A 13,250-nucleotide genomic window follows, 5' to 3' on the forward strand; every position below is an offset into this window, starting at 1 on the left:
TAAAGAAAAGATTGCATACAAACAAATGTATACAATCTTATTCTATCCTTTGCTAATTATAATTACGTTCTTTTTTCAATTGCTGAAGCGATATTATTAATCCAGTGAGACCTGCTGAAAAGGATGGAAAAATACTGATTATTAAATAATTCCATTGACCTGAAAGTAATGAAATAAATAAAAAAATAACTGGGAAACCAATTAAAGCAAATAAGGAAACTCCAAGTGCCCATTTAGTATTACTTCTCAATTTCATACCGCCTTTCCACTTAGATTTAATTGGATTTACTGGCAACGAATGACCCAATAGCATAAGAAAGCATATGAATTACCCAAATCGCTGTCATTAAGAAGAAAGCTAACCCCGGACCCTCCATAAAAATAATAATCATCCACACGATTAATATAGTTATCGTAGTAACAGTCCAAGATAAAGAGCGTGCTTTTTCATGGATTCTAACATAGCGCTCATCAAACCATCTTCTTTGCTTACCTATACTTCTCATAATTAGAAACACAATTGTCATGATTATAATTGCAAGTGGCAACCCAATCAAAAAGGAGACTAAATCAAAATTTTCATACATTCCTATTCCTCCTCATATATAAATATTTCCTCAATCGTACATTGGAACAATTTTGCAAGCTTAAAAGCTAGTGTAATAGAAGGATTATATCGTCCTTTTTCTAACGAAATAATCGTTTGCCTAGAAACATCCAGCATGAGTGATAGTTCATCTTGAGTCATGCCTAGAGCCACTCGCTTTTCTCTAACTAAATTTTCCATCGTGATTCCTACTTCCTTTGTAAAGCTAACTTTACGTAAAGTATACTTTACTTCCAGAAAGTATGTCAAGCTCACTTTACATTTATCTTTTAAATTTTTTAATGTATAATATATAGATAATTGAAAAAAAGGGGTGTTGATTCATGAAAACGTATAAATTTACTGCATTTGAACAAACAGGAAAGCTGATTGTTGAAGAAACATGGACTTTCGAAAACGATGAGGAAGCGAAGAAAAAAGGGGAAGCAGTAATCGAAGAAAAAGGATTGCTTGAAACAACACATCGTTTAGTAAATAGTGCAGGGAAGCTTGTATTATTTCATGTGTAAGCTTGTGAAGGGACTAAAACCGACTTGGTTTTAGTCCTTTTTTTGTGTGTTTTTGGGGGAATTTGTTTAGTTGGAATTTTGAAGTGTTTAGTTGGAATTATGGTCCATTTAGTTGGAATAATCATAGCGTTAGTTAAAAAGGATATTTACTCCATAAAATTAGCAGGAGATCGATTGTACTTGATCTCCTGCTAATAATCCCTTTACTGTTTTTATGACTAATTTTATATCCCTTTAAATTCAGGCTTACGTTTCTCCACGAATGCATTTATCCCTTCTACATGATCTGCAGTTTTACGCATTGCCGTTTGGGTTATGGCTTCTCGCTCTAGTATGGACTTCAGTTCCTCTAATTTACTTGCATGCAATATTTCTTTCGAGGCAATCATCGCTGCGATTGGCGATTGTAGTAACTTTTGGGCGTAGGAAGTTGCGGTTGCCCATCCAAGACCATCAGATGCTATTTCATCCACTAAGTCAATTTTTCGAGCTTCTATCCCTGTAAATAGCTGGCCATTCCACATTAGTTGTTTTGCTTTTGTAATTCCAACTCTTTCTTTTAAGAAGAAGTGTCCTCCACCGTCCGGCACTAGTCCAATTCCTATAAAGTTCATCGCTAGTTTACTATTTTCTTCTGCTATTACGATATCACATCCAAGTACGATACTAAAACCAAGCCCTGCTGCTGCACCGTGTATCGAGGCTATTGTAATTTGAGGTAACGTATATAATGCTAATGCAATGCGAGTAACATATTTCATCACTTCTTCTATATCAAATCTAATCTCTGGATCAATCATCGCTTTAATGTCCCCACCAGCTGAAAATGCACGCCCCTCCCCTTTAAGCAGTAGTACTTGTACAGAAGTATCCTCTTTTAGAGATTCCAAACAATCTGCTAGCTCCTGCATCATAATTTCATTCATCGAGTTCATTGATTCTGGTCGATTTAAAGTTAGCGTAGCAATTCTACCTTCTTTTTCCAATGTCAACGTGTTATACATTTCGTTCTCCCCTTTGTTAGAGAATAGTCATTCATTGTTAATACATTCGTCATCCATTACAATATTCCTGCTTTACAATACAAAAAGGGTCTCCCCAATTGTTTTGGAGAGACCCTTTCAAGTATCTAAAGTTAAATGCCTTCGTATAGTTCTTGCACTGGTTTAATTAACACACGATTTACTTCCTCGATTAATTGACTTAATCCCATTTCCGCCTGAAGCATTTGTGCAATTTTTTCATTTCCTTGCGCAAGTTGCGCAGTTTTTTGTGCATATTCTATTTCTTCCCCAGCAATATCTTCACCCTTCATTTGTTTCTCTTGAAGGGTTAATTGGATTTTACGGAAGCTTTTGAATAATGCTAAGGCTTCAGCATCTGCTTTTACAGCACCAACAGCTGCCTGTACGTTTGCGAACTCATTTGTTTTACGTAATGTTGCTTCTAATTTGTTAATATCGTCATAAATATTGATCATGCTATTTGCTCCTTTTTTATCCCGTTATAAATACAATGATTCCTTGAATAATCCCGATAAGACCTCCAAGAACTCCACCTAGAACGGTAATCATTTTAAACTCTCGTTTTGATATACCAAGTACAATTTCTTCCAAGCGTTCGACTGGGAAAGAATCGACTTGCTCTTTTACCATATCTTCTAATTTCATTTTACGCAATACTTCTTCTAATTTTGCTTCTGCTTCTGCAAATGCAAAAGTAGTAAGCTTGGGTACTAGTTTTGTTTGTGTCCATTCTGCTGCTTCTGGGAAATAAAAAATTAGGCTATGACTTAAACGTTCTTCGATTGCCAATTGTTCAGTCAAATACTTCTTCACATTGGCAATGACCGGTTCAAAATCAAATCCATCAATCATTTCTACAATTGGACGATCCTTTAGCTTTTCCCATTCATTTTGTACAATATTTTCTAACATATTTTTCGTTCCAGGTGCTTTTAAAAATTTCAAGATTTCAGGTTGCACTTTTCCTGCAAGTGATGAAGATTCTCCGACGACCATTTGAATCATGCTTCCAAGTGTTCCTTTAGTTGACAGGAAATCATCGATTAAGTTTTTCACCGTCATTTTTCCTTGTTCTGACTCGAAAAAGTCTTCTCCCTTTTCGAGTATATAGGCGACAATTTCTCCTACTTTTGTATCTGCTTTCTGTTGCCATTCTATTGGTGCCAATTCACGGATCGTTTCCTGTTCAAATCTTGATTTTAATTGCTCAAATTGGATATCTACTTGGTTTTCAATTTTTCCATTTGCCATAGAAGTAATATTTTCAAGACCACTCAGCTTTAACCAATCTGCAATTGTTTTATCGGAAAGCAATATTTTTTCATTCAATTGACGAACGATCAATTTGGTTGTCTTTTCTTGCATTTCTTCATTAAAGTATTTTCGTTTAAAAATTTCAGGAGTTAATAAGTGATTAATCACAGTATTTCCCAATTGTTTTGCTAGTTCATCACGTCTTTTTGGTATTAAACCTGGTGTGAATGGAAGTCGCCATGATCCGATATATTTTGCTTCATGTGGTCTGAATAACATTTTAATAGCTAAATGATTCGTAACTGCTCCAATAGCTGCTCCGACGATTGCCATAAATGCGATTGTCCATATAAAATTCATTTGTTTCACCTTTTTCCTCTAGCTTCTCATTTATTATAGCAGAGGAAGGACAAACTCATCAAATTCGCCTTGGCGTATTTGCGTCCAGATTTTTATCGAGCTTGCTCGATAAATTCCACTAAAAAATCTGTGACATCCGCCGGAGGCTTTAACTTTATTCAGCCGGGTTTGAATTTTTTCTGAATAAAGTTAAAAGATTTTACATTTTACAACGCGTTATACATGGTTGATAAACGAATAGCATGCTCGGTTTCATCATGCATTGCGACAAATAGCGGAGCATATGCTTGCTGAATCGGTATTTGGAGCAGCATTTCCTTATACATTTCGGCTGCTTCTAACTCATCTCTAATTGCAATCTTTGCACATTCTTTTAAATCAAAACACTCTTTAGGCTCCGGAAAATTTTGAACAAATGTCCCCGTAAGCATATAATATAATTGTTGGAACATTTCGTAATGGCTTTTTTCATCTACATATATATGTTCGATAAAACTTTGCCAATACGGATCATCAGTTAAATTATACATGGAACGATAAAAGTGATAATCATCATATTCGTTTAGTATTGCTTGTTTTAATTTTTCAGTAAACAATTAGACGCTCCTTCACTAGTCATTTCTACTAGTGTATGCGAATAAATTCACGCACATGAAAGGTTGATATTATTGCTACAACACTTTAGTTTCAAACCACTCTATGATAACAAACAGCTCCCGGGTTGGTCCGTCTCTTTCTTTTATAAACAACAAAGATACGCTGCAGAATATGAACCGGATGGAACGATAAAATGGCTCGGTGAAACACCAGCTGATGTAGAAACAGTGAAGAAAATGATACATGAACTCATGCTATTTCATGTGTATGACTAAGATCCCCCTGTGCATGAAACTTTAAATTTATTGAGAACGTGATTATTTAACCTACATAAGGCACAATTGGAGGAGTCGAAATGGAAGATAAAAGTTCAATTTTAATAGATGGGGATAAAAAAACTATTTGGAATGCCATAACTGATGCCCATAAACTCTCCCAATGGTATGTTCCAGGTTCACCTTGGAAGATCACCAAGCTCAGTGTAGGGGAAAAAGGTACCTTTACATTAATGCCTAGTCGACATAATAATTTATCTGAAATGCTTCCAATGACCTTTACTATCAAGCTCTAGAACCATACGATGTATTCTCCCTTTATTTAGACGGACAACAGACAACGATATCTTTTAGACAAGAACCAGTACTGAATGGAACAAGGGTGACCATAAATTCAGCGGGATTTGATCAATCATTAGAAAATCTCAAAGCTTTAATAGAAGGAAATGATATTCCTCATGTTTAATAAAGAAAACAGTAAATAAATAGCCTCATCTACTAATGTGTAAGGAAGAAATGATATTTTTTCTTCCTTACACTTTTCTTATACATCAATTGCCTCTTTCGAACTTACCGCTGCTATATCATCACAACAACCATCCCTCTTACTTTTCTAGTCGTTCGCTAACTTTTTCTTTCGCCCAAAAATAATATAGAAATAGGTTGAAGCTATAATATATAGAACTCCTGTTATTGTAAACGTATACGCATACCCCCAATAGAAGCCGAATGTCACTACAAGTCCTGTAGAAATGGCTCCGGTACTTGCCCATCCTATGTTAAAAACCATCTGATTTACCGAATTGGCTAGCCCCTTATACTTATCCATTACAAGCTCCATCGCTATTGCACTTTGAATAGGATTTCCCGCATTCATTAATGCTTGTCGTATTAAAAACGCGATGGATGCTATGATTAAAGAATTGGTATAGCCGGTTATAAATAAAAACGGGATCGAGAGCAGTTGAAAAATAACTAACGCTTTAACTTTTCCTACCTTTTTCACAAGAGCAGGTCCGAGTAACATAGCCACGGCTGTCATCGCAGAACCGAGTGACAAGATGAGTCCAATATAGGTGTTAGAAGCATCGAAACGGTTGGAAAAATATAAATTTAAGTAAGGGATAACAAGGCCTGACCCAGTTCCAATTAGTAGATTTGCAAATCCAAACAATAAAATAACCTTCAAATTTTTTCGCAGCCCAATTGGTAATTTAACATCGGATTCCTCGTGTTCGGGTACCTCTGTCTTTATTTTAATTGGCTTTAACTGAAATAAAGGGATTATACCAATAGTGAAAATAAATGCCCCAATTACTAGTACATATTTAATAGAATCTACGGTAGATATATTTCCAATTACATGGAGCGCATCTGCTAGCACTCCCCCGCCAAGACTCCCAACAACACTTGCAATAGTCATCAATGAAAAATGAATACTAAAAAGATGCATCCTTTCACTGGCTTTCGAATTTTCTGCGAGAAAAGGAACACCAGATACTTGTACTAATGCCATAAATAATCCAGTGAGGAACGCAGCATAAATTAGCAATTGTTCACCAGTAACTAAACTTCTATAAAACAACGTACTAGCTGCAACTACTGTACCTGTAATGATGATTCCCTTTCTACCTATACGGTCACTTAAGTATCCTGCTGGTACTAACATAATCGCCGTAGCAAGGGCAGTCATGGAAATGATTTTACCATTTAGTGTTTCTGGAAAGCCAAGCTCTTTTATATACAAATTGTACATAACAGAAAATACACCCATCCCTATTTGGATGAGAACATTTGCAAGCATGAACATTTTTATATTTCTATTGAATGAAGTTATTTTCTTTTTCCAATCTGCAAGCAAAAAAAACATAGGGTACCTCTTCTCTTTATTTCGGTACCCTAAATATACGATTTCCGTTTGAAAAATTCAATATAAAATTGGACTTATTATGAAGAGTCTACTGCTGCTCCCCATGCTGGGTCGCATTTGTAAGACTCGCCTCAAATAGATCAATGATTTCAATAAATCGTTCTGCTTCTCTAAATGTATGGTCAGCTAATAGGGGGTGAATATTACTTTTGATACGGCATTCCTCGATTAAATCGCGAGCTGTTTTCTTAAAGTCTCTTAATGAAACAACAGATACTCGATTTTGATCCAAAAATTGATGTAGTAGTGGTGGGGTTTCGGATTGTGGTCGCATACTATCCAAGTCTTGTGCTTGAAACAATAACTGGTCGAAATCATGGCTAAACTCTCTTGCCTGATCAACAAGCTTTCGTTCACTTGGATCTAAAAGATGCCCAATAAATTTCGCATGATCTGCCATAATTTTTAGGAAAAATACATTTTCTTTTATGATAGCTTCCGGTAATGGTTTCAGTTTCCCTTCATTTAGTTCCTTTAATCTTTTGGCATAGTAAGCGGCTTCTCTGCTTATATGATCGACTAATAGAGGATAATTATTGGTCCTGATTTCACAACGAAGTATTAGACCTAAAACTTTTCGTTTGTATGCCCAAATCGAGACTGCTGATTGATACACATACGAATTGAACTCCTGTATTTGTCTTGGATCAGAATTCACATTGTAACCTGCTAGCTGCTCTTCAATTCGTTCGAAAATAGCGATATACTGTTGTGCTTCCTCAATTAACTTTTTCTCGTTAAACGTAAATCCCAAGCTTAAAAATAAAGCATGTTCCTTCATAATTCTTGACCAAAATTTGATTTCATTTAAGGACCTTACAACAAACTCAGTTGCCATCCATTCACCTCCATTATTACGTACAGTAGTAATTATATGTTTCATTTCCTTCAAAAATCTCCCCTCTTGCAATTCGAAAATTTAATTGCCATTAAGGCATGTATAGTTTGAAAATTATGGGAGGAGATAAAAATGATTCGCTATAACTATTTGGAGGTTCTACATAAATGACAAAATAAAATATGAATACAATAAAAATGACAACATGGAAGATAGAGACACTTCTACCTACGGAGATCCAATAATAGCTACTTCTCCTACTATCAATAATAAGTGCAAGAGAGCTTCATCTACAATTGCAAAAAAGTACACAAAATCCACGAAATAGCCAAATAATCTCTAATAAAAATGAAAGCAACTCAATGAATGACACATCTACATATACTGCATATGGAGATCCAATTATTAATTCTTCCCCTCCAATTAATGGAGAGTATAAGAAAGCTTCTTCTTCAATTGATGAAGACACACAAAATAGGAATAGTAAATAGAAGCAATAGTTATAAAGCAAAGAGAGTATCTCTGCATGTGTTAAACATGCTGAGATACTCCTGCTTGTAATTTATACATTTGTTCATAGCGACCTTGAAGTTGCAGCAATTCATCATGCGTACCACTTTCAACTATTTCGCCTCGTTCTAATACTAAAATACGATCCGCATTCTTAATAGTAGAAAGTCGATGTGCAATGATGAAAGTCGTTCTTCCTTTTTTCAATACATCCATTGCATGTTGAATGATTTCTTCTGTTTCCGTATCAATATTAGAGGTTGCTTCATCTAATATTAGGATAGCTGGGTCGAAGGCAAGTGCTCTTGCAAAGGAGACGAGCTGTCTTTGACCAGAGGATAATGTACTCCCCTTCTCAATAACCGGTTCATCCAACCCTTTTTCCAAATTTTTCAACACACGTTCCCCACCAACTGCATGTAGTGCCGCTTCTACTTTTTCTCGCGATATACTTGGGTCGTTTAAGCTCACATTCGATGCTATCGTCCCTGAAAACAAATAAGGATCTTGCAACACAATTCCCATATGATCCCGAATCGTTTGTCTTGGTACTGTCGTAATATCGATACCGTCAATAAGAATTTCCCCTTTCGATGGATCATAGAAACGGAACAATAAATTCATAATGGAGCTTTTACCAGATCCGGTATGTCCTACTAAAGCTACCGTTTCTCCTTTATTGGCTACAAAGTTCAAGTTTTTCAACACATACTCTTGCTCCTTGTATGCAAATGAAACATTTTGGAATTCTACATTCCCTTCGTATCGCTCCATCTTCTTATCCTCGACTTTTTCACCTGACTCATCGAGTAATGTAAACACGCGAGAACCAGCTACTAGTGATCTCTCCAATTGTGAGAACTGATTTACAATTCCTGTAATAGGATTAAATAATCTCGTCGTATAGTCAACAAATGCATATAGCATACCGGCCGTTACGATGCTAATTGGCTCCATCGATTGTAAGCCAAAATACGTTATAAACATTATATACATAATAGAACGCAGCACGCTTACTAAGTTAAATGATGTAGCGGAATCAAGTACTAATAATTTCTTCTGATAGCGATAATGCTCCTCATTCATCTCTTCAAATTCACGGTCCATTTGCTTTTCTCGTTTGAACGCTTGAATAATGGACATTCCTTGAATAGATTCGTTAAGCATTGCATTTAAGTCGGCAATTTTTGTTCGGACGATATGATTATATTTAGAAGCATATTTCCGATAAGCAATCATCCATATATAAATAATCGGAAGAACAAATAAAGCCATCAAAGCCATTTGTACATTTAAAATGAAAAGCGCGACGTAAACCCCTAAAATGGAAATAATACTTGTCGCAAATTGTGATAATACTTGCACATACAAATTACGAATTGCTTCTGTATCATTCGTTACACGAGCTACTACTTTACCAGCTGGCAAATTGTCAAAATACTGAATCGGTAATGTTTGGATATGTTGGAATACATCGTTTCGTAGTTTTTGTACAACTCGGTTTGCTCCAATTTGTAACTGGATGAACATAAAGTATCGAAAAACTGCCGTAACAACACTTAGTCCAAAAAACAATGCAAGTAACAGCAGAATCGGTTGAAATTCAATCGTACCTTCTACAATATGTTCATCAATAATTGTCTTGGCAATGAATGGTCCGGATAAATCAGCAATCACTGCAATTGTTAAAAAGATTAAACCAAGCAAAATTGGTCTTTTATAAAATAATGCGTAATGGTAGAGTCGTTTTCCTGTACTCATGACGACACCCCCTCAAGCTGTTGACGATCGTATTGCTCTTTGTACCATCCATTTTGTAGAAGAAGTTCTTCATGTGTGCCTTCTTCTACAATTAGTCCTTCATCTAGTACGATAATATGGTCTGCATGCTGAATACCAGATAATCGATGCGTCGTAATAATTGTTGTCTTCCCACTACGTTCTGTTTGAATATTTTCAATAATTTTCGCTTCTGTTTTTGCGTCAACTGCCGAAAGCGAATCGTCTAATAATAGGATCTCTGGATTTTTAATAAGCGCCCGAGCAATGGACACACGCTGCTTTTGGCCGCCCGATAAAGAGACACCTTTTTCCCCTACTAGTGTTTCTAGTCCCATCGGTAAATTCATCCAGTCTTGTTGGAAGTGAGCTAATCGAATTGCTTCTTCTAACTCTTCTTCTGTTGCATCCTCTTTTCCAAAAAGGATATTTTGACGAATCGTTCTCGAAAATAACACATGGTCTTGTGGAACATAGCCAATCCAATCTAAAACTTGATCTTTTGTTTGTTCAGAAACGGCTGTTTCTCCAATTGTTAATGATCCTATGCCTATCGGATATTCCTTTAATAATTGCTTTATAAAGGTCGTCTTCCCAGAACCCGTTTTTCCAACAATGCCCAGCGTTTGCCCTTTTTCTAGGTTTACTCGAATATTTTGCAAGTTTTTCACTTGTGACAGCGGGTATTGGAACCCAACTTCTTCAAATCCAATAGAGCTTGCGTCTTTTAACGCAATCGGATTCGTCGGATCTTTTACATCTTGTTCATAATCCAATGTTTCCTGCACACGATCTAAAGAAGCATTACCGCGTTGCATGACATTTATCAACTCACCGATTGCGAACATTGGCCATATTGCCATACCTAAGTAGACGTTAAAAGTGATCAAATTCCCTACTGTCATCTCGCCTTTTGATACTAAGTACGCACCATATCCTAAAGCAACTACATAACTAATGCCAGTACCTACTTTAGTAATAGGTCCGAAAAGTGCATCTATTCGTTCAACGACCATATTTTTTTGAAACACATCTTCACTCATGTCCGCAAAGTTTTTTTCATCCGCACGCTCTTGCACATAAGCACGAATAACTCGAACACCTGCGATGGATTCTAATACGCGATCGTTTAACTCGCCAAATGCATCTTGCGCGGTCATATATTTTTCATGAATGATTTTCCCTAAATATTGCATAATAAATGCCATAATCGGTATAGGTATTAGTGCGAATAATGTAAGTTTCCATGAAATGATGAACCCCATTGCAAGTATTAACGCAGACATATACATCGTCGAATCGATTAGCGTCATAATTCCAAACCCTGCAGTTTGGGATACGGCATTTAAATCATTTGTTGCACGAGCCATTAAATCTCCCGTACGATTTTTTTCATAAAAAGTCGGTGTCATACTTAAAAATTTGCGATTCAACCTAGTACGTAAAATTCGTTCAATGGAAATCGATCCACCAAATAACTGATATTGCCATACAAAATTGAGTAGATACATCACAACGATAATTACTAAAAACAAGAAAAAATATTGCCATAATTGATTTGACGTCATTTCACCTAAAGTAATTGTATCAATTGCATTCCCAACCACCCAAGGAGGTAAAATTTCTACAACACTCGCAACTATAAGCAATCCTACCGCAACCGTATAACGCTTCCAGTTTTCTTGGAAAAACCATTTTAATTTAAATAAAACAGAAAACATTCGTTACCCCCTCTTTTCTCAACATATCTGCTTAACCATTCGGCTATCCGCCTTCTAGAGATTCCTTTAATAAAATTTGCTTTGTCCGTTGAATAGTCATATCCAACACTCCTTTCATTTTTACTAAAAAATGGAAATAAAAGAATACAAAAAAGCACATTACCCATAATACGGCAATGTGCTTTAATAATAGACAGTATTATTCCTTTACACGTCTATTTATTAATCATCTTTCGTCTAATGGTAGGTATGAACAAATTATTAAGTTTTTTAGGCTATCTTTTAAACGAATCATTTTTCATACCTCCATTTCCATTTATTTAGTGTCCCTTAACATTAGCATACGGAAATTTCCGTTGTCAATACTTTTTGAATAATCAAATACGTTTCACCCTTAAATGCTTCTGCTTCTCTTCGTTCAAAGCGGCAGGAACAGTGGTTTGTGAACCACTACTGAATAAAATTAAACAATGTGCATGATTGCACCTAGGAGCACACTTATTAATACTACTTTTATCGGTGCCCATTTATACACGACTAATAACGTAAATGTAATTAATACAATAATAAAATCAGTCGTACTAGTTACTGCACTCGTAAACACGGGATCATATAATGCCGCAAGAAGAATTCCCACTACAGCCGCATTGACCCCTTTTAAAGCGGCTTGAACTCCTTTTTTTGATCTAATAAAAGACCAAAACGGCAAAGTACCAATTACTAATAAAAAAGACGGCAAAAACATCGCAATGACCGCCACAATAGCACCAGGGATTCCTGCAGCCACTTGCCCCAAATAGCCTGCTAATGTAAATAAAGGCCCTGGAACTGCTTGAGCAGCTCCGTATCCAGCAAGGAAAACATCCGGAGCGATTTCCACTTCTCGCTCAAGCATTGGTAATACGACATGCCCACCCCCGAACACAATCGACCCAACTCTATAATACGTATCAAAAATAGAATAATAAACTGATTGGAAAAATGGTTTGAAAATTGGTAATAATATTAGTAGTCCTAGAAACAAAATCCAACTTATTATTCCTGTCTTTTTTCCAAAGGTGAGTGCTATATTAGGAGCAGGATTCACCGTTTCTTTTCTGTAAAATAGATAGCCAAAAACCCCTGCAACAACAATGATGCTAATTTGACCAATCGCAGTAGGAATAAGCATAGTTAAAATAGCACAAGCTACTGCAATAGAAATTCGCACCTTATCAGGCGCTAGCGATTTTTGCATACCAAGTAGTGCATGTGCAACAACTGCGACAGCAACAATCTTTAAACCTTGAATCCAGCCGCTATCAAATGACCCAGTAGTCGTAACTAAAGTTGCAAATAACATTAACAAAATTACGGAGGGTAGTGTGAAGCCGATCCAAGAAAGAATTCCACCTAATATACCTCCTCTTAACAAACCGATTGATATGCCAACTTGTGAAGATGCAGGACCAGGTAAGAATTGACAAAGTGCTACAATGTCCGCATACATTTTGTCATCTAACCATTTTCTTTTTTGTACGTACTCTTCCCGAAAGTATCCTATATGTGCAGCCGGACCCCCAAAGGAAGTTAACCCTAATTTCGTAGAAGCCTTTATTATTTCAATATATTTGTTTTTCAAATGCAAGTCCTCCAATCTATATAGCTACTATTATCGCATTTTGGGGGATATTCGATTAATAAGTTTATGTAAAATTACTATAGAAATTTGTTCTTAGCGAGAAGAAAGATTTGTATTTTCCTTTTATATATTTTATTATTAAACGTATAAACTATTTTTTAGAAAACAGGAGGTGTATACTTTGTTCTACCCCTCATTTGGGTTAGGGATAAAGTAATTATTTG

General features: G+C 36.0%; 16 protein-coding genes. 3 read left to right on the top strand and 13 right to left on the bottom strand.

What is annotated here, in order from left to right:
- Window positions 1-52: 52 nt before the first annotated feature.
- From BMZ04_RS12040 to BMZ04_RS12050, 3 genes are read right to left on the bottom strand one after another with little or no spacing between them, the layout of a single operon-like run.
- Window positions 53-250 (bottom strand): hypothetical protein, encoded by a 198-nt coding sequence (locus tag BMZ04_RS12040; protein ID WP_093270712.1) that lies wholly within the window; start codon window positions 248-250, stop codon window positions 53-55.
- Between the two features lie 25 nt (window positions 251-275).
- Window positions 276-587 carry a DUF2178 domain-containing protein gene (locus BMZ04_RS12045; protein WP_093270529.1) on the bottom strand — a complete coding sequence of 104 codons (312 nt, stop codon included), beginning with the start codon at window positions 585-587 and terminating at the stop codon, window positions 276-278.
- Window positions 588-589: 2 nt separating this feature from the next.
- On the bottom strand, window positions 590-787 hold the full coding sequence (locus tag BMZ04_RS12050) for a helix-turn-helix transcriptional regulator (protein ID WP_093270532.1): 198 nt from the start codon (window positions 785-787) through the stop codon (window positions 590-592).
- Window positions 788-930: 143 nt separating this feature from the next.
- On the opposite strand from BMZ04_RS12050, the gene BMZ04_RS12055 reads away from it, so the two are divergent.
- Window positions 931-1,116 (top strand): YhzD family protein, encoded by a 186-nt coding sequence (locus tag BMZ04_RS12055; RefSeq protein WP_093270535.1) that lies wholly within the window; start codon window positions 931-933, stop codon window positions 1,114-1,116.
- 224 nt (window positions 1,117-1,340) lie between these two features.
- Here the strand turns inward: BMZ04_RS12055 and BMZ04_RS12060 are convergent, their stop codons facing one another.
- The 4 genes from BMZ04_RS12060 to BMZ04_RS12075 form a co-directional block, all read right to left on the bottom strand.
- Entirely contained in the window at window positions 1,341-2,120 is a 780-nt protein-coding gene (locus BMZ04_RS12060; RefSeq protein WP_093270538.1) for an enoyl-CoA hydratase, read from the bottom strand.
- Window positions 2,121-2,251: 131 nt separating this feature from the next.
- Window positions 2,252-2,596, bottom strand: coding sequence for a YlbF/YmcA family competence regulator (locus BMZ04_RS12065; protein ID WP_093270541.1), 345 nt, complete (start codon window positions 2,594-2,596; stop codon window positions 2,252-2,254).
- A gap of 16 nt (window positions 2,597-2,612) precedes the next feature.
- Complete coding sequence (locus BMZ04_RS12070) at window positions 2,613-3,755, bottom strand: DUF445 domain-containing protein (RefSeq protein ID WP_093270715.1); 1,143 nt, start codon at window positions 3,753-3,755, stop codon at window positions 2,613-2,615.
- Window positions 3,756-3,961: 206 nt separating this feature from the next.
- A complete protein-coding gene (locus tag BMZ04_RS12075) occupies window positions 3,962-4,351 on the bottom strand; it encodes a ferritin-like domain-containing protein (protein ID WP_093270544.1) in 390 nt (129 codons plus the stop codon).
- 72 nt (window positions 4,352-4,423) lie between these two features.
- On the opposite strand from BMZ04_RS12075, the gene BMZ04_RS12080 reads away from it, so the two are divergent.
- Window positions 4,424-4,627 carry a YheE family protein gene (locus tag BMZ04_RS12080; protein ID WP_093270546.1) on the top strand — a complete coding sequence of 68 codons (204 nt, stop codon included), beginning with the start codon at window positions 4,424-4,426 and terminating at the stop codon, window positions 4,625-4,627.
- 80 nt (window positions 4,628-4,707) lie between these two features.
- The gene (locus BMZ04_RS22820; RefSeq protein WP_255367905.1) at window positions 4,708-4,923 is read left to right on the top strand and encodes an SRPBCC family protein; all 216 of its coding nucleotides are present in this window, start codon (window positions 4,708-4,710) and stop codon (window positions 4,921-4,923) included.
- 317 nt (window positions 4,924-5,240) lie between these two features.
- On the opposite strand, the gene BMZ04_RS12090 is transcribed toward BMZ04_RS22820, so the two are convergent.
- From BMZ04_RS12090 to chrA, 6 genes are all read right to left on the bottom strand, one after another.
- A complete protein-coding gene (locus tag BMZ04_RS12090) occupies window positions 5,241-6,497 on the bottom strand; it encodes an MFS transporter (RefSeq protein ID WP_093270549.1) in 1,257 nt (418 codons plus the stop codon).
- 88 nt (window positions 6,498-6,585) lie between these two features.
- Window positions 6,586-7,395, bottom strand: a complete 810-nt coding sequence (locus BMZ04_RS12095; protein WP_093270718.1) for a DUF2935 domain-containing protein — start codon at window positions 7,393-7,395, stop codon at window positions 6,586-6,588.
- A gap of 286 nt (window positions 7,396-7,681) precedes the next feature.
- Window positions 7,682-7,864, bottom strand: a complete 183-nt coding sequence (locus BMZ04_RS22405; RefSeq protein WP_177184423.1) for a hypothetical protein — start codon at window positions 7,862-7,864, stop codon at window positions 7,682-7,684.
- Window positions 7,865-7,926: 62 nt separating this feature from the next.
- The gene (locus BMZ04_RS12105) at window positions 7,927-9,666 is read right to left on the bottom strand and encodes an ABC transporter ATP-binding protein (protein WP_093270555.1); all 1,740 of its coding nucleotides are present in this window, start codon (window positions 9,664-9,666) and stop codon (window positions 7,927-7,929) included.
- The gene (locus tag BMZ04_RS12110) at window positions 9,663-11,405 is read right to left on the bottom strand and encodes an ABC transporter ATP-binding protein (protein ID WP_093270558.1); all 1,743 of its coding nucleotides are present in this window, start codon (window positions 11,403-11,405) and stop codon (window positions 9,663-9,665) included. The genes BMZ04_RS12105 and BMZ04_RS12110 overlap by 4 nt, the downstream gene beginning before the upstream one ends.
- Window positions 11,406-11,868: 463 nt before the next feature.
- Window positions 11,869-13,032 (bottom strand): chromate efflux transporter, encoded by a 1,164-nt coding sequence (chrA, locus tag BMZ04_RS12115; protein ID WP_093270561.1) that lies wholly within the window; start codon window positions 13,030-13,032, stop codon window positions 11,869-11,871.
- Window positions 13,033-13,250: the final 218 nt, after the last annotated feature.

Source organism: Psychrobacillus sp. OK032, assembly GCF_900111345.1.
Taxonomy (GTDB): domain Bacteria; phylum Bacillota; class Bacilli; order Bacillales_A; family Planococcaceae; genus Psychrobacillus.

Coding starts and splice junctions, on each gene's coding strand:
- BMZ04_RS12045 (WP_093270529.1), bottom strand. CDS start 587: ATGTATGAAAATTTTGATTTAGTCTCCTTTTTGATTGGGTTGCCACTT.
- BMZ04_RS12050 (WP_093270532.1), bottom strand. CDS start 787: ATGGAAAATTTAGTTAGAGAAAAGCGAGTGGCTCTAGGCATGACTCAA.
- BMZ04_RS12055 (WP_093270535.1), top strand. CDS start 931: ATGAAAACGTATAAATTTACTGCATTTGAACAAACAGGAAAGCTGATT.
- BMZ04_RS12060 (WP_093270538.1), bottom strand. CDS start 2,120: ATGTATAACACGTTGACATTGGAAAAAGAAGGTAGAATTGCTACGCTA.
- BMZ04_RS12065 (WP_093270541.1), bottom strand. CDS start 2,596: ATGATCAATATTTATGACGATATTAACAAATTAGAAGCAACATTACGT.
- BMZ04_RS12070 (WP_093270715.1), bottom strand. CDS start 3,755: ATGAATTTTATATGGACAATCGCATTTATGGCAATCGTCGGAGCAGCT.
- BMZ04_RS22820 (WP_255367905.1), top strand. CDS start 4,708: ATGGAAGATAAAAGTTCAATTTTAATAGATGGGGATAAAAAAACTATT.
- BMZ04_RS12090 (WP_093270549.1), bottom strand. CDS start 6,497: ATGTTTTTTTTGCTTGCAGATTGGAAAAAGAAAATAACTTCATTCAAT.
- BMZ04_RS12095 (WP_093270718.1), bottom strand. CDS start 7,395: ATGGCAACTGAGTTTGTTGTAAGGTCCTTAAATGAAATCAAATTTTGG.
- BMZ04_RS12105 (WP_093270555.1), bottom strand. CDS start 9,666: ATGAGTACAGGAAAACGACTCTACCATTACGCATTATTTTATAAAAGA.
- BMZ04_RS12110 (WP_093270558.1), bottom strand. CDS start 11,405: ATGTTTTCTGTTTTATTTAAATTAAAATGGTTTTTCCAAGAAAACTGG.